Genomic DNA, 20484 nt, shown 5'->3' on the forward strand with positions numbered 1-20484 from the left:
AGTCGATGATGAGCCGGATGCCGACGGTCGACGACGTCGCGCGTGAAGCCGGCGTCTCGCGTCAGACCGTGTCCAACGTGCTCAACTCCCCGGCGGTCGTCCGCGAGGCCACGCGGGAGCGGGTCGAGTCGGCGATCCTGCGGCTGGGGTATCGCCCCCACGCGTCGGCGCGGCGGCTGCGGACCCGCAAGTCGGGGACGATCGGCATGCGGATCGACCCGTGGCGCGACGGCATCTCAGGTGCCGTCCTGGACCGCCTGCTGCACAAGCTCACCGAGCGCGCCGAGGGGCGCGGCATGCGCGTCATGGTCTTCTCGGCGGACGACCACGCCCACGAGATCGAGGTGATCCGGCGGCTGCGCGAAGGCTCCGACGTCGACGCCTTCATCCTCACCGCCACCACCCACGACGACCCGCGCATCGCGGCGCTGTCGGCCATGGGCGTGCCGTTCGTCGCCTTCGGCCGCCCGTGGGGTGACGCCGCCGGGCGGACTCCCCATCGCTGGATCGACGTCGACGGTCGCACGGGCGTCGCCGACGCGGTGCGGCGGCTGCGCGAGAGCGGGTCGCGCCGCATCGCGTGGATCGGCTGGCCGGCGGGGTCGGGCACCGGCGATGAGCGCGCTGCCGGCTGGCGCGCGGCGAGCGGCCTGAGCGACCGGGACCTGGCCGAGCTGTCGCGCTCCGCCGAGGACGGGGTGGCCTCGGGGACGCGGGCGGCCGCCGAGCTGCTGCGGCTGCCGGAGCCGCCGGACACCATCATGTGCGCGAGCGACTCGCTCGGGCTCGGCGCTCTCATCGCCGTGCAGGGTGCGGGTCGCCCGGACGTGCGCGTGGTCGGCTTCGACGACACCCCGGTGGCCGCGGCGGTCGGGTTGTCCTCGATCGAGCAGCCGCTGGACGGCGTGGTCGCGGCCGCACTGGAACTCCTGTTCGGGGAGCGGGGCGACGATGTCGTCGCCAACCCCGACAGCAACGAGGAGCCGACGCATCGGCTCCTCGTGCCCCAACTCGTCGAACGGACGCCGGGACAGCTGACGTTCGACGCGACACCGGCGGTGGACGCCGGCAATCACATGAAGGGATGAACATCGTGAGGACATCACAATGGATCGCGGTCGCAGCGGCGACCGGTCTCGCGGTCACTCTATCGGCTTGCTCCGGTGGCGGCGACGGCGGGGGAGGCGGCGGTGACGGCGCCTCGGGCCAGGAGCTGACCATGCTCATCGGCTCGTCCGGCGAGGCCGAGACCACCGCGGTGCAGACGGCCGTCGACGCGTGGGCCGACGAGACGGGGAATTCCGTCGAGGTGGTCGCCGCCAACGATCTGGTGCAGCAGCTGGGTCAGGGTTTCTCGGGCAACAACCCGCCGGACATCTTCTACATGCCGTGGGATCAGTTCCAGACCTACGCGGCTCAGGGCTTCATCGAGCCGTACGCGGCGGACCTCGAGAACACGGACGACTTCCTGCCGGCGCTGCGCGAGCAGTTCACCTACCAGGACGAGTTCTACTGTGCGCCGAAGGACTTCTCGACGCTCGGCCTGCAGATCGACACGCAGGCGTGGGAGGCGGCGGGACTCACCGATGCCGACATCCCCACGGATTGGGACTCGCTCGCCGCGGCCGCCGAGGCGCTGACGGACGACGACACGGTCGGTCTGTCCTTCGGCCGGGAGTACGCGCGGCTCGGAGTGTTCATGGCGCAGGCCGGTGGAACACTCGTCGACGGCGATCAGGCGGTCGCGGACTCGCCCGAGAACGCGGAGGCTTTCGAGTTCGTGCAGTCCATGATCGACGCAGGGTCGCTCAAGTGGCCGCAGGATCTCGAGGCGGGCTGGGCCGGCGAAGCCTTCGGGCTGGGCAAGGCCGCCATGGTCATCGAAGGTCCGTGGATCAACGGCGCCCTGCGGAACGACTACCCGGAGCGCGAGTACATCACGGTCGAGCTGCCGGAGGGCCCGGCGGGCAAAGCCACCTTCGCCTTCAGTAACTGCTGGGGGATGCCTGTCGGATCCGAGGCGCGGGACGCGACGATCGATCTCATCGAGTTCCTGACGTCGGACGAGCAGCAGATGACCTTCGCTGAGGCGTTCGGTGTCATTCCCTCGACCGAGGCCGGTTCGGCCGCGTACGCGGAGCAGTTCCCCGACAACGCCGCATTCGTCAGCGGAGTCGAGTACGCCCAGAGCCCCGTCGCCTTCCAGGGTGCGGCACCGGCGATCACCGACTTCAACGCCTCGCTTGAGACGTCGGGACTCGGCGACCCCTCGGCCGTCCTCGGGCCGCTGCAGCAGAACCTGCAGGCGGCGCTCGACGAGGCGGGCGACTGAGCCGATGGCCACGGCACTGTCCAGGCCTCGCCGAGGCGGCATCCGCCGCGGCGAGGCCCGGGCGGGCTGGGTCTTCGTCCTGCCCGCCGTCCTCATCACCGGCGTCTTCCTCCTCATCCCCATCGCACTTGCGCTCTGGGTGAGCGTGAGCGACTGGAACGGCTTCCAGTCGCCGCTGAACCCCCGCGTGAACTTCGTGGGGCTCGAGAACTACGCCGCGATCACCACCGAACCGGGCCTGGATCAGCGCAACTTCGGCACGGCGGTGCGCAACAACCTCTACTACGTGCTGTTCGTCGTGCCGCTGCAGACCGCGATCGCGCTGCTGCTGGCCGTGCAGGTGAACCGCGCGGTGCTGCGAGGGCGCGGGTTCTTCCGCACCGCCTTCTACTTCCCCTCGGTCACCTCGACGGTGGCGATCGTCGTCGTGTTCCAGTTCCTGTTCACAGCCTCGGGCGCGGTCAACGCGGTGCTGCGATTCTTCGGCGTCAACGGGCCGAACTGGTTCAACGATCCGCGCGGCGTGTTCCACATCCTGCTCGGGGCGCTCGGGGTCTCGCCGAGCGCGGGACTGAGGGAACCGGGTGCCTTGGGGATCAGCGGATGGGATTGGCTGGCCGGTCCGTCGGTGGCTATGACGTCGCTGATCACGCTCGCGATCTTCACCACCTCGGGCACGTTCATGCTGCTCTTCCTGGCGGCGCTGCAGAACATCGGGTCAGAGATCGACGAGGCCGCCCTGATGGACGGAGCGGGCGCGACGCGCAAGTTCTTCTCGATCACGCTGCCGATGCTCCGTCCGACCCTCTTCACGGTGCTGACCCTCGGGCTCATCGGGTCGTGGCAGGTCTTCGACCAGATCTACGTCCTCGGCGGGTCCACCGCCGGCGGCACGATCGCCACCCCGGCATTCCTGGCGTACTCGACGTCGTTCAACGAGCTCCAATGGGGGCAAGGAGCGGCGATCGCCTTCATCCTCTTCGCCTTCATCATTCTGCTCACACTGTTGCAGCGCTGGGCGCTGAAAGAGCGGGAGCCCCGCGCCTTCAAGGTGGCGGCGACGACGAAGGGAGGCAAGCCGTGAGCGTCGACGTCCGCGCCCCGCGCGCTGCCGCCACGACCGACATCCCGCGCCGGCGCCGCCGCGCGCCGCTGAAGGTGCGAAGCGGGCTGTGGCTGAGCTACCTCATCCTCGTGGGCCTGGCGCTGGTCTACATCTACCCGTTCATCATCTCGATCTCAGGCTCGATCAAGACCGACTCCGAGGCCACCCGCAACCCGCTGGCCCTCGTCCCCGAGACGATCACGTTCGCGGCGTACGAACGTTTGTTCACCGACGTGCCGTTCACCCTGTGGGCGGGCAACACCCTGCTGGTGACGGTGTTCGTCACGATCGGCCGCGTGCTGTTCGACTCGATGGCCGGCTACGCGCTGTCCCGCCTCAAGTTCCGCGGGCGCACCGTGGTGTTCGTCGCCTTCATCGGCGTCCTCGCGGTGCCGGGCGTCGTGCTGCTCATCCCGCGATTCCTCATCCTGCAGCAGCTGGGGATGTACGACTCGTACGCCGGCATGATCGTGCCGCTGCTGTCGACGGCGGCGGGAGTGTTCATCATGAAGCAGTTCTTCGACTCCCTGCCCGGGAGCGTCGAAGAGGCCGCCCGCATCGACGGCGCGGGGGTCTTCCGCACGTTCTGGAGCGTCGTGCTGCCCATGGCCCGCCCGGCGCTGGTGACGATCTTCATCCTCAGCTTCCAGGGGTCCTGGAACGAGCTCGGCCACTTCATCGTGTCGCGGCAGAGCCCCGAGCTGAACACGCTCACCACGGGTGTGGCGTCGCTGGTGTCGGGGCAGCTCGGCTCGGGCAATCAGTTCCCGCTCCAGCTGGCCGCGGCGGTGCTGATGACCATCCCGGTCGCGGTGCTGTTCTTCATCTTCCAGCGACGGATCATGAACACCACGGCGGGCGCCGAGAAGGGGTGACTCAGGCGGAGTCCCGCCACACGATCTCGCAGTCGAGCTCGACGACCGAGGGCGCGGCATCCCCGCGCACGCGATCGAGCACCAGTTGCGCAGCCCGCGCGCCCAGAAGGCGTGCGGGCTGTCGCACGGTCGACAGCTCGGGTACCGTGCGCCGCGCCCACGTGCTGTCGTCGAAGCCGACGACCGAGACGTCCTCGGGCACGCGGCGTCCGGCGATGCGCAGGGCCTCGAGGGCGCCGGCGGCGACGGCGTCCGACGCGGCGAACAGGCCGTCGAGGTCGGGCGCCCGCTCGAGCAGCCGCGTCATCGCGTCGCGCCCGGCGGAGTACGAGTACAGCGGGATCGGCTCGACGAGGTCCGGATCGAACAGCTCGCCCGCCGCCTCGCGGAACCCGGCGAGCCGGTCGGCGCCGGAGTCGCGGTCCAGGGCCGCGGCGATCATGCCCACCCGTCGCCTGCCGACGCCGACGAGCCGCTCGGTGATCGCTCGCGCGGCGGAGCGGTTGTCGATCACGACGAAGGATGCCGTGGCGGGGGCGTCCTCGGGATGACCGACGTACGCGGCGGGCAGCTCGAGCCGGTCGATGACGCGCGAGATCGGGTCGGCCACGCGCGCCGAGACCACGACGACCCCCTCCACGAAGCCCCCGGACAGGTAGCGGGCGACGCGATCGGTGTCGCGGTCGGAATCGACGATGAGCACCGCCATCTGGTGGTCGGCGGCCGACAGCGTCTCGTTCGCGCCGAGCAGGATCTCGCCGATGTTGGGGTCCTCGATGAACAGCGAGCTCGGCTCGTGGACGATGAGGCCCACGGACTGGCTGCGCTGCATGACCAGATTCCGCGCGGCGGTGTTGGGGACGTAGCCGACCTCGCGGATGGCGCGCTCGATCGCCTCGCGCGCGGCCGCCGAGACGTAGCGCTCGCCGTTGATGTAGCGGCTGACGGTGCCCCGTGACACGCCGGCGTGGCTCGCGACGTCGTGGACGGTCGCGCGCTTCTTCCGCTTGGGCGGGGTGTGCACGCACTCACTGTAGCCCTGTGCGCCGTTGACATCCGCTCTACCCCGTGGCACTCTGTGTACGTTCACAGAAAATCAGGACGCACAAAACCCCGTCGCGAACTGTGCACGTGCACACAGAATCGGTCAATGTCGATCAGAGGAGAACCGTGAGCCGTTCGACGATGCAGGCGCCCGCAGCCCCCGGCGCCCTCGCCGATGCCGCCCCCGATGCCGCCCCGACCGGCGCCCGGTTCTCGCACCGCGGCATCGCCTTCGGCTGCGACTACAACCCCGAGCAGTGGCCCGCCGAGGTGTGGCGCGAGGACGTCGCCCTCATGCGCGACGCCGGCGTGGACCTCGTGGCCATCAACATCTTCGGCTGGGCCGACGTGCAGCGACCCGACGGCAGCTTCCGCTTCGACCGGCTCGACGAGGTCATGGACCTGCTGCACGAGGCCGGGATCCGGGTGAATCTCGGCACCGGCACCTCGTCGCCGCCGCCATGGCTGACCACCCGGCATCCCGAGATCCTGCCCGTCGTCGCCGACGGCACGACGCGCTACCCCGGCGGCCGGCAGGCGTGGTGCCCCAGCTCGCCGGTCTTCCGCGAGGCGGCGCTGCGGCTCGTCGACGCCGTCGCCGAGCGCTACGGCTCCCACCCCGCCGTCGCGCTGTGGCACGTCTCGAACGAGCTCGGCTGCCACAACGCCCACTGCCACTGCGACGTGTCCGCGGCCGCCTTCCGGGCCTGGCTCGCCGATCGGTACGAGCACATCGACGCCCTCAACGCCGCATGGGGAACCAGCTTCTGGAGCCAGCGCTACACCGACTTCGCCGAGATCCTCACGCCCCGCGCCACGCTGTCGAGCGTGAACCCCGGCCAGATGCTGGACTACCGGCGGTTCTCGTCCGACGCGCTGCTGGACTACTACCGCGCCGAGGCCGACACGATCCGTCGTCACAGCGGCGCGCCGATCACGACCAACTTCATGGCGACCGCGCACATCCGCGAGCTCGACTACTGGGAGTGGGCGCCCGCGATGGACATCGTCGCCAACGACCACTACCTCGACGCCCGCCTCGAGGACCCGGCGGCCGAGCTGTCCTTCGCCGCCGACCTCACGCGGGGTCTGGCCGGCGGCCGGCCCTGGCTGCTCATGGAGCACTCCACCGGCGCGGTGAACTGGCAGCCGGTGAACCTCGCCAAGACGCCCGGCGAGATGATCCGCAACAGCCTCACCCACGTCGCCCGCGGCGCCGACGGGGTCTCCTTCTTCCAGTGGCGCGCCTCGCTGCAGGGCGCCGAGAAGTTCCATTCGGCGCTCGTGCCCCACGCCGGCACCGACAGCCGGACCTGGCGGGACGTGAAAGAGCTCGGGCGGATGCTGGGCGCCCTGGCGCCGGTCCAGGGGAGCACGGTGGTGGCCGAGGCCGCTTTGCTGTTCAGCTGGGAGGCGTGGTGGGCCTTCGACGCCGAGAACCGGCCGTCGACCGCGGTGGAGTATCTGACCCAGGTCCACGCCGCGCACCGCGCGATGCGGGATGCCGGCATCACGGCGGACATCGTCCGTCCGGGGTCGGACCTCTCGGGCTACCGCATGGTGGTCGTCCCCGGTCTGCACCTCGTCGACGACCGCTCCGCCGCGTCCCTCGAGACGGCGGTCGAAGGCGGCGCCCACGCGCTCGTGACGTTCTACAGCGGCATCGTCGACGAGAACGACCGCGTGCGTCCCGGTGGGTATCCCGGCGCCTGGCGTGGCCTCCTCGGCATCCGCGTGGAGGAGTTCGCCCCGGCGCGGCCCGGCGACGCGGTCGCCCTGACCTCGGGCGGGTCGGCGTCGCTGTGGACCGAGCGCATGACGGTGCACGACGCCGAGGTGCTCGACCGCTTCGCCCACGACGACTCGCCCGCCCTCACCCGCCGGCGCGGCGAGCACGGCCGGGGCGACGCCTGGTACCTCGCGACCCTGCCCGACCGCGCCGGCTACCGCGCGCTCGTCGAGCGCGTCGCCTTCGCGGCGGGAGTGCGCGGCGAGCCCGGCGCCGGCGAGAACGTCGAGATCGTCCGGCGCCGCAGCCAGGACGGGCGCACCACCTTCCGCTTCGTCATCAACCACGGCGCCGACGACGTCACCGTCCCGGCATCCGGGATCGAACTGCTCACCGGCGAGGCCGCCGGCGACGGGCTGACCGTCCCCGGCGGCGCGGTCCGGGTGATCAGAGAGGAGTCCACCGATGGCCACTGAAGCGATCGTGACCGCGGGACCGCGGTCGGATGCGGTCAAGGTCCGGCGACGGCGCAACCCCCACGTCGGCGCCGTCGCGGTGTTCGTCGGGCCCTTCGCCGCCCTGTTCGTCGCCTTCTACCTCGTGCCCATCGGCTACGCGATCTGGAAGTCGCTGCTGGTCGTGGAGCGCGACGGCACATTCGGCCAGGCGCGCGAGGTGTTCGGCGGGCTGACGCAGTACGTCCGGGTCTTCGAGAACGACGTCTTCTGGCAGTCCGTGGGACGCGTCGTGCTGTTCGGCGTCGTGCAGGTGCCGGTGATGCTCGCGCTCGCGCTGCTGTTCGCGCTGCTGCTGGATTCCCCGCTGCTGCGCGGCAAGAAGTTCTTCCGCCTGGCCTTCTTCGTGCCGTACGCGGTGCCCGGCGTCATCGCGGCGATCATGTGGGGCTTCCTCTACAGCCCGCGCCTGTCGCCCTTCACCGCCGTGACCCAGCAGGTCGACCTGCTGTCGGCCGACTTCGTCCTGTGGTCGATCGCGAACGTCGTGACGTGGGTGTTCGTCGGCTACAACATGCTGATCATCTACTCCACGCTGCTGGCGATCCCGGGCGAGCTGTACGAGGCGGCGCGGCTGGACGGCGCCGGCCAGTGGCGCATCGCGTGGTCGATCAAGATCCCGCTCGTGCGGCCGTCGCTCGTGCTCACCGCGGTGCTGTCGATCATCGGCACCCTGCAGCTGCTGGCCGAGCCGCAGACCTTCCGCGCGTTCAGCAGCGCCGTCACGAGCACCTACACGCCCAACATGACGATCTACGCCACCAGCTCGATCCCCAACGTCTCGCTCGCGGCGGCGATGTCGGTGGTCCTGGCGCTGGCGACCTTCATCCTGTCCTTCACATTCCTGCGCATCACCCGGCGGAAGGCCGAATCGTGAGCATCCTGACCAAGCCCGGCGCCGACACACGCGCCATCGTGACCGGCCGCGGCGACTCCGCCCGCGCGCGCGGGCCCCGCGAGGGCGTCGTGCCCCGCGCCGCCGCGTTCCTGGTGATGACGGTCTTCACGCTGTACTTCCTCACCCCCATCTGGTGGCTGCTGGTGGCGTCGACGAAGTCCCGCGGGGACCTCTTCTCGACCAACCCGCTGTGGTTCGCCGACTTCAACCTGTTCGAGAACCTCACGGGCCTGTTCAGCTACCGCGACGGCGTGTACGTCCGGTGGCTGGTCAACAGCGCCGGGTACGCAGGCCTCGGGGCCGTCGTGGCGACGATCCTCGCGGGCATGTGCGGCTACGCGCTGGCGAAGTACCGCTTCCGCGGACGCGAGGCGATCTTCAACGTCGTGCTGGGCGGCGTGCTGGTGCCCGCGACCGCCCTGGCCCTCCCGCTCTTCCTGCTGTTCAGCCAGGTGCAGCTCACCGACACGTTCTGGTCGGTGTTCCTGCCGAGCGTCGTCAGCCCGTTCGGCGTGTACCTCTCACGGGTCTTCGCCGAGGCGTCGGTCCCCGAGGAGCTCCTCGAGGCGAGCCGCCTGGACGGCGCGGGAGAGGTGCGTACGTTCTTCACCGTCTCGATCCGGCTGATGTTCCCGGCGCTCATCACGGTGTTCCTGTTCCAGTTCGTGTCCATCTGGAACAACTTCTTCCTGCCACTGATCATGCTGCGAAGCGAAGAGCTGTTCCCCGTCACCTACGGCCTGTACGCGTGGAACTCCACCATCAACCAGTTCCCCGAACTGCGCACCTACGTCCTCATCGGGTCGCTGATCTCGATCATCCCGCTGATCATCACGTTCCTGCTCCTGCAGCGCTATTGGCGCACCGGGCTCGGCTCCGGCGCCCTGAAATGACTCCGGACGCACCCGCGCCCGGTCAACCCCCCACCACCAAGGAAGAGAACATGCGAAAGAACACACGAGCGGTCACCGCAGCCCTGCTCGCCACCGCAGCCCTCACCGTCGCCGGCTGCGCCGCCGGAGGCAACGGCGGCGACGGTGGCGGCGGCGCCGACGCGGGCGCCTGCGAGCCGGCCGGCGAAGACGTCACGCTCACCTTCACGTCGTGGATCCCGGGCATCGAGGATGCCGTGGCCATGTGGAACGAGGAGAACCCCGACATCCAGGTCGAGGTGCAGACCGGCCCCTCGGGCAACGCCGGCACGTACCAGAACTTCTTCAACCAGCTCGAGGCGGGCAACGCCCCCGACCTCGGTCAGATCGAGTACGACGCGCTGCCGAACTTCCGCGTGCAGGACGGCCTGGAGAACCTCGCCGCGTGCGAAGAGGTCGTCGCAGCCGAGGACCAGTTCCTCGAGTGGACGTGGGGCCAGGTCACCCTCGGCACCGAGGACGAGGTCTACGGCGTCCCGCAGGACCAGGGTCCGATGGGCCTGTTCTACCGCTCCGACCTGTTCGAGGAGAACGGCATCGACGTCCCCACCACGTGGGACGAGTACCGCACGGCCGCTGAGAAGATCCGCGAGCTCGGCGGGTACATCACCAACTTCTCGCAGACCGACATCAACCAGTTCGCCGGCTTCGTGTGGCAGGCGGGCGGGCAGTGGTTCGCCAACGACGGCGACCAGTGGACGGTCGAGCTGACCTCGGCGGAGTCGATGAAGGTCGCCGACTACTGGCAGGGCCTGCTCGAGGACGACCTCATCGCCACCTACCCGGCGTGGACCGACGAGTGGAACAACGCGTACAACTCCGGCGAGGTGTGGACGTGGAACTCCGCGGTGTGGGGTGCCAACTCCATCGCCTCGGGCGCGCCCGACACCTCGGGCAAGTGGTCGGTCGCCCTCGCCCCGCAGTGGGAGGACGGCGGCGCCGCCGCCGGCAACTGGGGCGGTTCGTCGATCGCGGTCTTCAAGGGCACCGATCACCTGTACGAGGCGGCCAAGTTCGCGCTGTGGCTGAACACCTCGGAAGAGGCGCTCACCTCGCTCAACTCCACCGCGGCCATCTACCCGGCCACGTCGGCCGGTCTGGAGCTGCCGGTGCTCAAGGAGGGCGTGGAGTTCTACGGCGGCCAGGCGATCTACGACGTCTTCGCCGAGGCGTCGACCCAGGTCAGCCCCGACTTCGTGTGGGGCCCCACCATGACGCAGACCTACGCCGACGTCTCGGACGGCTTCAAGGCTGCGGCGTCGGGGTCGAGCACCCTCGGGGACGCGCTGGAGTCCGGTCAGCAGTCGACGATCGACGCGCTGAAGGCGGCATCCATCCCCGTCGCGGAGTAATCCCGCACACACGAATGCCGCGGGTCCCTCGGGACCCGCGGCATTCGCGTTCGCCGGTGGTGCGTCAGGCGCCGCCGAGGGCGGCCGACACGACCGCGCGGGCCTCGTCCTGCACGCGGGCGAGATGCTCGGGACCGCGCAGCGACTCGGCGTAGAGCTTGTAGACGTCCTCGGTCCCCGAGGGTCGCGCGGCGAACCACGCCCCCTCGGTGACGACCTTCAGGCCCCCGATCGCCGCGCCGTTGCCCGGAGCGTGCGACAGCTTGGCGACGATCGGCTCGCCGGCGAGCTCGGTCGCGGTGACGGCCTCGGGCGAGAGCTTGCCGAGAGCGGCCTTCTGTGCGGGGGTCGCCGGGGCGTCCACGCGCTGGTAGGTCGACGCGCCGTACTCGGCTTCGAGCTCGGCGTAGCGCTGCGAGGGGGTCTTGCCGGTGACGGCGAGGATCTCGGCGGCCAGCAGGCACAGCAGGATGCCGTCCTTGTCGGTCGTCCACACCGTGCCGTCCTTGCGCAGGAACGACGCCCCGGCCGACTCCTCGCCGCCGAAGGCGACCGAGCCGTCCAGAAGGCCGGGCACGAACCACTTGAATCCGACCGGGACCTCCAGCAGGGTGCGCCCGAGCGAGGCGACCACGCGGTCGATGATCATCGAGCTGACGAGCGTCTTGCCCACCGCGGCATCCGCCGGCCAGCCCTCGCGGTGCGAGTACAGGTAGTCGATCGCGACCGCCAGGTAGTGGTTGGGGTTCATCAGGCCCGCATCGGGGGTCACGATGCCGTGGCGGTCGGCGTCGGCGTCGTTGCCGGTGAGGATGTCGTACTGGTCGCGGCGCGCGACCAGCGAGGCCATCGCCGACGGCGACGACGGATCCATGCGGATCTTCTCGTCCCAGTCGAGGGTCATGAACCGCCACGTGGGATCGACCTCGGGGTTCACGACCTCGAGGTCGAGGCCGTGCATCTCGGCGATGAGCGCCCAGTACTCCACCGACGCCCCGCCCAGCGGGTCGGCGCCGATGCGCACGCCCGCCGAGCGGATCGCGTCGAGGTCGATGATGTTCGCGAGATCCCGCACGTAGGCGTCGCGGAAGTCGTACTCCCCGAGCAGATCGCCGTCGATGTCCTTGTACGGCGTGCGGGCGACACCCTCGAGGCCCGCCGCGATCAGCTCGTTCGCGCGGTCGGCGATCCAGCCGGTGGCGTCGGTGTCGGCCGGGCCGCCGTGCGGCGGGTTGTACTTGAAGCCGCCGTCGCGCGGCGGGTTGTGGCTCGGGGTGACCACGATGCCGTCCGCGCGGCCGGGGTCACCGGCATCCCGGCCCTTGTTGTACGCGAGGATCGCGTGGCTGAGCGCGGGCGTCGGCACCCACGAGTCGCGCGCGTCGACGCGGACGTCGACGCCGGCGGCCACCAGCACCTCGATCGCGGTGCGCTCGGCCGGCAGCGACAGGCCGTGCGTGTCGCGGCCGAGGAAGAGGGGGCCGGTGATGCCCTGCTCCCGCCGGTAGTCGACGATCGCCTGCGTGGTGGCGAGGATGTGGTTCTCGTTGAAGCTCGTCGCCAGACTCGAGCCGCGGTGACCGCTCGTCCCGAACGCGACCCGCTGCTCGGGGATGGCGGGGTCGGGCTTGCGGTCGTAGTAGGCGGCGATCAGCTCATCGATGTCGATGAGGTCCGAGGCTTCGGCGGGCTGTCCTGCGCGGCTCATGCGAACAGTCTGCCCGCTCCGGGCCCGTTCGCGCGCCCCTCGTGCCGATCTGCTACGCGCGAGGCGCCCGTGCGTGCGGTTTAGGCTGGAGCGCGTGACTGCCGACGCCGCCGAGCCGACCCGACGCACCTACAGCTTCCTGGGTCCGGCGGGCACCTTCACCGAGGCGGCGCTCGCGCAGGTCCCCGAGGCGCGCGGCCAGCAGTGGCGGCCGGTGCGCAACGTCGGCGAGGCGCTCGCCGACGTCGTCGAGGGCCGCTCCCACGCCGCGATGATCGCGATCGAGAACTCCGTCGACGGCGGCGTCTCGACCGCGCAGGACGCCCTGGCCACCATGCCGGGCCTGCGCATCATCGGGGAGTACCTCGTGCCGGTGGACTTCGTCCTGGTCGGCCGCCCCGGCGCGACGCTCGCGGACGTGTCGCTCGTCTCGGCCCACCCGGTCGCCTACGCGCAGTGCCTGCAGTGGCTGACGCGCGAGCTGCCCGCCCACGCCCACATCCCCGCCGCGAGCAACGTCGCCAGTGCCATGGGGCTGCTGGACGGGACGAGCGACGCGGATGCCGCAATCGCGGCCCCCGGCATCCTGGGCCATCACGACCTCGAGCTGCTCGCGTCGGGCATCGGCGACAACCCCCACGCCGTGACCCGGTTCGTGCTGGTGAGCCGACCGGTCACCGCGCCCCCGCCCACGGGGGCCGACAAGACCTCGCTGATCGTCGAGCTGCCCGACGACCACCCCGGAGCCCTGCTCGAGATGCTCGAGCAATTCGCCACGCGCGGCATCAACCTGTCGTTGCTGGCGTCGCGGCCCATCGGCGACGAGCTCGGGCGGTACCGCTTCGTCATCGACGCCGACGGGCACATCGAGAACGAGCGCATGGCCGACGCGCTGCTGGGGCTGCGTCGCTTCAGCCCCAAGGTGATCTTCCTCGGGTCGTACCCGCGGGCCGATCGCGCCGTCGTGCACTACCCCGAGCGCTACGCCGACGACGTCTTCGTCGAGGCCCGGGACTGGCTGCGCGGCCTCATCTCGGGCGAACCCGAGGCCTAGCCGGGCCGGCGGGTTCGTCGGGCCGGACCGTCGGGCCGTCCGCCCTTCTTCGTTCGCTTGCCCTGGATGTACGCCCGAAGGCGCTCCCGGCGTGCATTCACGACAAGTGAACGGGTGGGAGGGCGCGGGTCGCCCGCGGGCGCGTCAGGCGGCGAGCAGCTCGAGGGTCTGTGTGCGGCCGGGCGCGGCATCCGTCGGCTCGTTCTCGTAGGCCCCCGCGATGGGCGAGATCATCACCTCGTCGACCCCGTGACGGGCGGCGAACGCCGTGAGCTCGGCGGTCACCTCGTCGCCGGTTCCCACGAACCACGTCGCACGGGCGGCGGCCATGATCTGGGCGCCGAGTCCGTCGAACTCGTCCGCGGCGGCGAGGGAATGCTCGACCGTCTCGGCGGGCACGAGGGGCCGGTTCATGCGCAGGCGCGCCATCATGCGCTGGTTCGGCAGGGAGCGCGCCTCGGCCTCTTCGCGCGTCGGCGCGGCCACGACGTTGGCGGTGAGGAACGTCCGGGGCGCCGCCAGCCGCTCGCTCGGCTGGAACTGCGTGCGATACAGCTCGAGCGCGCGCTCCAGCCCCTGGCCCGAGAAGTGGTTCGCGAAGACGTACGGCAGCCCCAACGACGCCGCCAGCTGCGCCGAGTAGTCGCTCGATCCGAGCAGCCAGATCTCGGGGATGCCGTCGGCCGCCGGAGTCGCGCGCACATCGTAGGTGCCGCCCGAGGTGAATCGCAGCGCGGCGCCGTCGGGTGCGACGAGCGAGAGGATGTCGCGGACGTGCTCGGGGAAGCGCTCGACGTCGCTGGTCGTGCCGGATTGCCGCAGCAGCTGCGTGATGACGGGGTCGCTGCCCGGCGCACGGCCCAGGCCGAGGTCCACGCGGCCCGGGGCGAGGGCCTCGAGCGCCGCGAACTGCTCTGCCACGACGAGCGGGCTGTGGTTGGGCAGCATCACGCCGCCCGACCCCACGCGGATGCGCTCGGTGCCCGCCGCCACGGCGGCGGCCAGCACGGGCGGAGTCGTCGAGGCCACCGCCGGCATGTTGTGGTGCTCGGCGAACCAGTAGCGCCGGTAGCCCAGGCGGTCCGCCGTCCGTGCCAGTTCCAGGGATGCCCGGATGGCCTGGGCGCTGGACTGGCCGGTGCGCACGGGCACGAGATCGAGGACGGACAGGGCGGGAGCGGGAGTCGAGGTCATCCCCGACCACAACCCGGCTCGGGGTGCCGGGTATTCCGCCGGGCGTCCGGCGCCGGCATCCGACCCGTAGGTCGGGGGGCTCACAGGTCGGGGCCACACGTCTGGGGGGCCGGGTCGAGCGTGGACCCACACATTCGGCATCCGATCCACACATCAGGCGGCGCGGATGTGTGGATCCGGCGGCGGATGTGTGGGCCGGTGGCCCGCAACGGGTGAGCGGGCGCAACAGGACGAGGGCCCAGCCCCCGGCGCCTACCGTGCGCGCTTGACGGCCTCGTAAGCGTCGAGGGCGGACTGGCGGGACTGCTTCAGGTCCACGAGCGGCTCGATGTCGGCGCTGTCGGGCGCCCATTGCTTGACGTACTCGCCGTGCTTGTCGAACTTCTCGGCCTGCAGCTCGGGGTTGAACACGCGGAAGTACGGGGCCGCGTCCGCCCCGGACCCGGCCACCCACTGCCAGTTGAAGGCGTTGGATGCGGCATCCGCATCGACGAGCGTGTCCCAGAACCACTGCTCGCCGCGCCGCCAGTCGATCAGCAGGTTCTTGATGAGGTACGAGGCGGTTACCATCCGCACGCGGTTGTGCATGATCCCGGTGTGCCAGAGCTCCCGCATCCCGGCGTCCACGAGCGGCACCCCGGTGCGTCCGCGCTGCCAGGCCTCGAGGTGCGAGGGCTTCAGCCGAGGCCACTCGAACGCGTCGAACTCGCTCCGCCAGTTCTTCGTCGCCAGATCGGGGAAGTGGAACAGGGTGTGCACCGCGAACTCGCGCCACCCGAGCTCCGAGAGGAAGCGCTGCGTCGGCCCCGGGTGCGCGCCGGCCGCCGCCGACGCGACGGTCTCGTGCCACACCGTGTACGGGCTGAGCTCGCCCCATCGCAGCCGCGGCGACAGGCGCGAGGTCACGCCCGCGGACGGCTCGTCGCGCGAGCGGTCGTAGTCGGCGAGGTCGTCGGCGAGGAAGTCCCGCAGCCGCCGCTTCGCCTCGGGCTCCCCGGGCTGCCACGTCTCGCGCAGGCCCTTCGCCCAGTCCGGCTTCGTCGGCAGCAGGTCCCAGTCGGACAGGCTGTCGGAGTAAGGGTTCGCGCGCGGACCCGCGACCTCCCGCGGTTCGGGCAGCGGCGTCCGCGGTGCGGGCAGTGCCAGGCACGCCCGCCAGAAGGGCGAGAAGACCGAGTACGGCTTGTCGGCTCCGGCGCGCACGGTCCAGGGTTCGAACAGCACGGATGCCGCGAAGGACGCCACCTCGACCCCGCCATCTCGCAGCCCGGCCTTGATGCCGGAGTCGATGTCGCGCTCGGGCTGCGCGTACCGGCGGTTCCAGAACACCGCGCCGGCCCCGACGTCGGCGACGAGGCGGGGGACCACGTCGGCGGCCGCCCCGCGGCGGAGCACCAGGACGGAGCCCCGCTCGCGCAGCCGTTCGCCGAGCGAGGCGAGGCTGTGGTGCAGCCACCAGCGGGCAGCCCCGCCGAGGGGCCGCACCCCGTCGGACTCCTCGTCGAGCACGTAGAGGGCGATCACCGGCTCGTCGCGCTCGATCGCCGCGCGCAGGGCGGGGTTGTCGGCCAGCCGCAGATCGTCGCGGAACCACACGATCGAGGGACTCGTCATGGGGTCCATCCTGGCCGGGCCGCGCGGGGTGGGGGCGCACTTGACAGCGATCGGATGCCGGTGGACGCGGCATCCGATCTGGTATACGTTGTCTTCAGCAACAAAACCGCGAAGGAGCGCCATGCCCACCCCCACGCCCGCCGACAAGTTCACGTTCGGCCTCTGGACCATCGGCTACAACGGCGCCGATCCCTTCGGCGGCCCCACCCGGCCGGCGCTGGACGTCGTCCACGCCGTCGAGAAGCTCACCGAGCTCGGCGCGTACGGGCTCACGTTCCACGACGACGACCTGTTCGCGTTCGGCTCGACCGATGCCGAACGTCAGACCCAGATCGACCGGCTCAAGGCCGCGCTCGCCGCGACGGGGCTGACGGTGCCCATGGTCACGACGAACCTCTTCTCGGCGCCGGTGTTCAAGGACGGCGGCTTCACGTCCAACGACCGGCAGGTGCGCCGCTTCGCGCTGCGCAAGGTGCTGCGCAACCTCGACCTCGCCGCCGAGCTCGGGGCGAAGACCTTCGTCATGTGGGGCGGCCGCGAGGGAGCGGAGTACGACGCCGCGAAGGACGTCCGCGCGGCGCTGGAGCGCTACCGCGAGGCGGTCAACCTGCTCGGCGACTACGTCACCGACAAGGGGTACGACATCCGGTTCGCGATCGAGCCGAAGCCGAACGAGCCCCGCGGCGACATCCTGCTGCCGACCGTCGGCCACGCGCTGGCCTTCATCGACTCGCTCGAGCGCCCCGAGCTGGTGGGCCTGAACCCCGAGGTGGGACACGAGCAGATGGCGGGCCTGAACTTCGCCGCCGGGATCGCCCAGGCCCTGTACCACGGCAAGCTCTTCCACATCGACCTGAACGGCCAGCGAGGCATCAAGTACGACCAGGACCTGGTGTTCGGCCACGGCGACCTGCACAACGCCTTCGCCCTGGTGGACCTGCTTGAGAACGGCGGACCGAACGGCGGGCCCGCGTACGACGGTCCGCGCCACTTCGACTACAAGCCCTCGCGCACCGAGGACGAGACGGGCGTGTGGGACTCGGCTGCGGCGAACATGCGCACGTACCTGCTGCTGAAGGAGCGCGCGGCGGCCTTCCGCGCCGATCCCGAGGTGCAGGCCGCGCTCGAGGCGGCGAAGGTGTTCGAGCTGTCGCAGCCGACGCTCGGCGACGGCGAGTCCTACGACGACCTGCTCGCCGACCGCACGGCCTACGAGGACTTCGACCCGTCGCCCTACCTGGGCGGAAAGGGCTTCGGCTTCGTGCGCCTGCAACAGCTGGCCACCGAGCACCTGATGGGCGCTCGCGGCTGACAAGGCGGGCGTCCGTTCGCCCACCCTCGCTCACTTGCCCTGGATGTACGGGTGACAGCCGCAAGCGCGGGCATCCAGGGCAAGCGAACGGTGACTGGGCGGTGGGCTCCACCTCTTCGGTTCGCTTGCCTCGGATGTACGGGCGGGAGTCGGAAACGCGAGCATTCAGGGCAAGCGAACGGAAGACGGACGGGCGTGAGGAAAGGAGGCCGGCGATGGCGCTGGTGATGGGGGTCGACTCGTCGACGCAGTCGTGCAAGGTGGTGATCGTCGACACGGCGACCGGCCGGGTCGTCCGCGAGGGGCGTGCGGCCCACCCGGCCGGGACCGAGGTCGATCCCGAGGCCTGGTGGCGGGCTCTCCAGCAGGCGATCACGGATGCCGGTGGCCCGGGCGGAGTCGAAGCGCTCGCGCTGAGCGACGCGCTGGGCGGAGTCGAAGCGCTCGCGCTGAGCGACGCGCTGGGCGGAGTCGAAGCGCTCGCGCTGAGCGACGCGCTGGGCGGAGTCGAAGCGTGGGCCATCGGCGGACAGCAGCACGGGATGGTGGCCCTCGACGCGGACGGGCGGGTCGTCCGTGACGCCCTGCTGTGGAACGACACGAGGTCGGCGGGCGCGGCATCCGATCTGATCGCGCAGTTCGGAGCGGACGAGCTCGCCCGCCGCACGGGCCTCGTGCCCGTGGCGTCGTTCACGATCACGAAGCTGCGATGGCTGCGTGACCACGAGCCCGACAACGCCGCACGCGTGGCGGCCGTCGCGCTGCCCCACGACTGGCTGACGTGGCGGCTGCGCGGCTACGGGCCGGCGGGCGAGTCGGCGCTCGGACCCGTGCTGGGTGAGCTCGTCACCGACCGCTCCGACGCGTCCGGCACGGGCTACTGGAACCCTGCGAGCGGCGACTACGACCGCGAGCTGCTGATCGCAGCCCTCGGGCATGACGCGGTGCTGCCCCGCGTGCTGGGCCCCGAGGACCACGTCCTCGACCGCGACGGGCGCAGGGTCGGGCCGGGAGCCGGAGACAACGCCGGCGCCGCGCTCGGGCTGGGGGCGGGCCCGGGCGACGTCGTCGTCTCGATCGGAACGAGCGGCACCGTGTTCGCCGTGAGCCGGGAGCGCACCGTCGATCCCACGGGCACGGTCGCGGGATTCGCCGACTGCACCGGCCGGTTCCTGCCGCTGGTGGCGACCCTCAACGCCGCGCGGGTCCTGGACGCGATCGCGGGGCTGCTGGGGGTCGACCATGCCGAGCTCAGTCGGCTCGCGCTGGGCGCCGAACCCGGTGCCGGGGGCCTCTCGCTCGTCCCGTACTTCGAGGGGGAGCGGACTCCCAATCTGCCGGATGCCACGGCCTCGCTGACCGGCATGACCCTCGTCTCGACCACGCGCGAGAACCTCGCCCGCGCCGCCGTCGAGGGCATGCTCGCGGGGCTCGGCGCCGGGCTCGAGGCGCTCCGCGGCCTGGGCGTGCCCCTCGGCCGTGCGCTGCTGATCGGCGGCGGAGCGCAGTCCGAGGCCGTGCGCCGCATCGCGCCGCAGGTGCTGGGGCTCGACGTCGAGGTCCCCGAGCCGGGGGAGTACGTGGCGCTCGGCGCCGCACGGCAGGCCGCCGCGGTGCTCGCCCGCTGAGCCGCCCGCGCCGGGCCCGAAGCCGCCGGCGCCCGGGCACCACGGCGCCCGTCGCCGCGAACCACGGGATTCGGCGTGAGACGCAGGTCGTGGCGGTGGGTCTCGCGGCGAATCCCGCGTTTCGGCGGCGGGGGTGCGCCTCGGGGTCGCGAGGGCCGCGGCACAATGGGGCGATGGGCGAAGGCGGGCACAGCGACGCGGCGGCGCTGGACGCGATCGCCGGCGAGCTCTACTCGCTGCCGCCCGCCCGGTTCACCGCCGCGCGCAACGCCCGGGCGGGCCTTGCCGCGCCGGCGCTGGGCCGGGAGGTGCGTGCGCTGCGCAAGCCCACTGTCGCCGCGTACGCGGTCAACCTGCTCGTCCGCGACGGGCGGCTGACCGAGGCCGTGGAGCTGTCGGCCGCGCTGCGCGACGCGCAGGACGACCTGGACGCCGCCGAGCTGGCGCGGCTCGGCGCCCAGCGCCGCGCACTCGTCGCCGCGCTCGCGGCCCAGGCCGCCGACCTCGCCGAAGAGCAGGGCGTCGCCGTCAGCGCCTCGGCGCGCGAGGACGTCCAGAAGACGATCAACGCGGCGGTGATGGATGCCGCGTCCGCCGCCGCGGTCATGACGGGCCGCCTCGTGACCGGGCTCGTCGCCGGAGAGCAGGCCGACCTGCACGCCGCCGTCGGCGGGTCGGTGCCGGGGGTCGGGGCTCCGCCGCCGCGGGACGACCTTGCCGAGCGCCGCGCGGCCAAGGCCGCGGAGCGGGCTGCGCGCGAGGCCGAACGCGCCGCCTCCGACGCCGAGCGCGCGCTGTCGAAGGCCGAGGCGCGCCGGGCTCAGCAGCAGGAGCGCGTCGACCACGTCCGCGAGCGGATGGACGACCTGCGCCGCGACCTCGAGCGACTCGGGGCCGAGGCCGACGCCGCCGAGCAGAAGCTGGCCGAGCTCGAGCAGGAGCAGCAGGCCGCGGCATCCGTCGCACGTGAGGCCGCCGCGCGCGCCGACGCCGCCCGGCGCGCGCTGGACGCCTGAGCCGCGCTCGGCGGGCCTGTCGGCTGGGCGAACCACGGGATCCGCCGCGAGACCGAGGGTGACGCCCCGTGTCTCGCGGCGGTTCCCTTGGCTCGCCGCCGCGCCGCGCGCGGCCGATACCCCGGCACCCCCGCCCCGCCCCGCGGCCGCCCCGCACCGCCCCCCCCGCCCCCGCC

The 20484-nt window shown here is 71.6% G+C and carries 16 protein-coding genes; 12 read left to right on the plus strand and 4 right to left on the minus strand.

The genetic code is table 11. The features are described 5' to 3' along the window. The first annotated feature begins 8 nt into the window (after window positions 1-8). Genes ACYVF4_RS08975 through ACYVF4_RS08990 form a run of 4 tightly spaced genes read left to right on the plus strand, consistent with a single transcriptional unit; the run spans window position 9 to window position 4312 of the window. Complete coding sequence (locus tag ACYVF4_RS08975; RefSeq protein WP_460721865.1) at window positions 9-1088, plus strand: LacI family DNA-binding transcriptional regulator; 1080 nt, start codon at window positions 9-11, stop codon at window positions 1086-1088. Next, entirely contained in the window at window positions 1085-2332 is a 1248-nt protein-coding gene (locus ACYVF4_RS08980) for a sugar ABC transporter substrate-binding protein (protein ID WP_460721867.1), read from the plus strand. The genes ACYVF4_RS08975 and ACYVF4_RS08980 overlap by 4 nt, the downstream gene beginning before the upstream one ends. Window positions 2333-2336: 4 nt before the next feature. Next, a complete protein-coding gene (locus ACYVF4_RS08985; protein ID WP_460721869.1) occupies window positions 2337-3416 on the plus strand; it encodes a carbohydrate ABC transporter permease in 1080 nt (359 codons plus the stop codon). Beyond that, window positions 3413-4312, plus strand: a complete 900-nt coding sequence (locus ACYVF4_RS08990; protein WP_460721871.1) for a carbohydrate ABC transporter permease — start codon at window positions 3413-3415, stop codon at window positions 4310-4312. Before ACYVF4_RS08985 ends, ACYVF4_RS08990 begins: the two co-directional genes overlap by 4 nt. Before the next feature lies 1 nt (window position 4313). Here the strand turns inward: ACYVF4_RS08990 and ACYVF4_RS08995 are convergent, their stop codons facing one another. Then, complete coding sequence (locus tag ACYVF4_RS08995; RefSeq protein ID WP_460721873.1) at window positions 4314-5336, minus strand: LacI family DNA-binding transcriptional regulator; 1023 nt, start codon at window positions 5334-5336, stop codon at window positions 4314-4316. A 161-nt stretch (window positions 5337-5497) separates the two neighbouring features. Here ACYVF4_RS08995 and ACYVF4_RS09000 point away from each other — a divergent pair, with 161 nt between their 5' ends. The 4 genes from ACYVF4_RS09000 to ACYVF4_RS09015 are packed head-to-tail and all read left to right on the plus strand — an operon-like array spanning window position 5498 to window position 10782. Beyond that, complete coding sequence (locus tag ACYVF4_RS09000; RefSeq protein ID WP_460723098.1) at window positions 5498-7561, plus strand: beta-galactosidase; 2064 nt, start codon at window positions 5498-5500, stop codon at window positions 7559-7561. Further along, the gene (locus ACYVF4_RS09005; protein WP_460721875.1) at window positions 7551-8477 is read left to right on the plus strand and encodes a carbohydrate ABC transporter permease; all 927 of its coding nucleotides are present in this window, start codon (window positions 7551-7553) and stop codon (window positions 8475-8477) included. The genes ACYVF4_RS09000 and ACYVF4_RS09005 overlap by 11 nt, the downstream gene beginning before the upstream one ends. Further along, window positions 8474-9391 carry a carbohydrate ABC transporter permease gene (locus ACYVF4_RS09010; protein WP_460721877.1) on the plus strand — a complete coding sequence of 306 codons (918 nt, stop codon included), beginning with the start codon at window positions 8474-8476 and terminating at the stop codon, window positions 9389-9391. The genes ACYVF4_RS09005 and ACYVF4_RS09010 overlap by 4 nt, the downstream gene beginning before the upstream one ends. Window positions 9392-9441: 50 nt before the next feature. Further along, window positions 9442-10782, plus strand: coding sequence for an ABC transporter substrate-binding protein (locus tag ACYVF4_RS09015; RefSeq protein ID WP_460721879.1), 1341 nt, complete (start codon window positions 9442-9444; stop codon window positions 10780-10782). Window positions 10783-10846: 64 nt separating this feature from the next. Here the strand turns inward: ACYVF4_RS09015 and pgm are convergent, their stop codons facing one another. Next, window positions 10847-12490 carry a phosphoglucomutase (alpha-D-glucose-1,6-bisphosphate-dependent) gene (pgm, locus tag ACYVF4_RS09020; protein ID WP_460721881.1) on the minus strand — a complete coding sequence of 548 codons (1644 nt, stop codon included), beginning with the start codon at window positions 12488-12490 and terminating at the stop codon, window positions 10847-10849. A gap of 94 nt (window positions 12491-12584) precedes the next feature. On the opposite strand from pgm, the gene pheA reads away from it, so the two are divergent. Beyond that, the gene (gene pheA, locus ACYVF4_RS09025) at window positions 12585-13544 is read left to right on the plus strand and encodes a prephenate dehydratase (RefSeq protein ID WP_460721883.1); all 960 of its coding nucleotides are present in this window, start codon (window positions 12585-12587) and stop codon (window positions 13542-13544) included. 144 nt (window positions 13545-13688) lie between these two features. Here the strand turns inward: pheA and ACYVF4_RS09030 are convergent, their stop codons facing one another. Next, on the minus strand, window positions 13689-14738 hold the full coding sequence (locus tag ACYVF4_RS09030) for an LLM class flavin-dependent oxidoreductase (protein WP_460721885.1): 1050 nt from the start codon (window positions 14736-14738) through the stop codon (window positions 13689-13691). Window positions 14739-14990: 252 nt separating this feature from the next. Next, window positions 14991-16352, minus strand: a complete 1362-nt coding sequence (locus ACYVF4_RS09035) for a cryptochrome/photolyase family protein (RefSeq protein ID WP_460721887.1) — start codon at window positions 16350-16352, stop codon at window positions 14991-14993. A 121-nt stretch (window positions 16353-16473) separates the two neighbouring features. Between ACYVF4_RS09035 and xylA the strand changes: the two genes are divergently transcribed. From xylA to ACYVF4_RS09050, 3 genes are all read left to right on the plus strand, one after another. Then, entirely contained in the window at window positions 16474-17664 is a 1191-nt protein-coding gene (xylA, locus tag ACYVF4_RS09040; RefSeq protein ID WP_460721889.1) for a xylose isomerase, read from the plus strand. A gap of 215 nt (window positions 17665-17879) precedes the next feature. Continuing rightward, on the plus strand, window positions 17880-19292 hold the full coding sequence (locus ACYVF4_RS09045) for a xylulokinase (protein ID WP_460721891.1): 1413 nt from the start codon (window positions 17880-17882) through the stop codon (window positions 19290-19292). Window positions 19293-19465: 173 nt separating this feature from the next. After that, window positions 19466-20308: a transposase gene (locus ACYVF4_RS09050; RefSeq protein WP_460721893.1), complete on the plus strand. Its 843-nt coding sequence runs from the start codon at window positions 19466-19468 to the stop codon at window positions 20306-20308. Window positions 20309-20484: the final 176 nt, after the last annotated feature.

Source organism: Microbacterium aureliae (assembly GCF_054780155.1).

Excerpts from the sequence above, each read along its gene's own strand:
- ACYVF4_RS08975 (WP_460721865.1), top strand. The coding sequence starts at position 9 with ATGAGCCGGATGCCGACGGTCGACGACGTCGCGCGTGAAGCCGGCGTC.
- ACYVF4_RS08980 (WP_460721867.1), top strand. The coding sequence starts at position 1,085 with ATGAACATCGTGAGGACATCACAATGGATCGCGGTCGCAGCGGCGACC.
- ACYVF4_RS08985 (WP_460721869.1), top strand. The coding sequence starts at position 2,337 with ATGGCCACGGCACTGTCCAGGCCTCGCCGAGGCGGCATCCGCCGCGGC.
- ACYVF4_RS09000 (WP_460723098.1), top strand. The coding sequence starts at position 5,498 with ATGCAGGCGCCCGCAGCCCCCGGCGCCCTCGCCGATGCCGCCCCCGAT.
- ACYVF4_RS09005 (WP_460721875.1), top strand. The coding sequence starts at position 7,551 with ATGGCCACTGAAGCGATCGTGACCGCGGGACCGCGGTCGGATGCGGTC.
- ACYVF4_RS09015 (WP_460721879.1), top strand. The coding sequence starts at position 9,442 with ATGCGAAAGAACACACGAGCGGTCACCGCAGCCCTGCTCGCCACCGCA.
- pgm (WP_460721881.1), bottom strand. The coding sequence starts at position 12,490 with ATGAGCCGCGCAGGACAGCCCGCCGAAGCCTCGGACCTCATCGACATC.
- ACYVF4_RS09030 (WP_460721885.1), bottom strand. The coding sequence starts at position 14,738 with ATGACCTCGACTCCCGCTCCCGCCCTGTCCGTCCTCGATCTCGTGCCC.
- ACYVF4_RS09035 (WP_460721887.1), bottom strand. The coding sequence starts at position 16,352 with ATGACGAGTCCCTCGATCGTGTGGTTCCGCGACGATCTGCGGCTGGCC.
- xylA (WP_460721889.1), top strand. The coding sequence starts at position 16,474 with ATGCCCACCCCCACGCCCGCCGACAAGTTCACGTTCGGCCTCTGGACC.
- ACYVF4_RS09045 (WP_460721891.1), top strand. The coding sequence starts at position 17,880 with ATGGCGCTGGTGATGGGGGTCGACTCGTCGACGCAGTCGTGCAAGGTG.
- ACYVF4_RS09050 (WP_460721893.1), top strand. The coding sequence starts at position 19,466 with ATGGGCGAAGGCGGGCACAGCGACGCGGCGGCGCTGGACGCGATCGCC.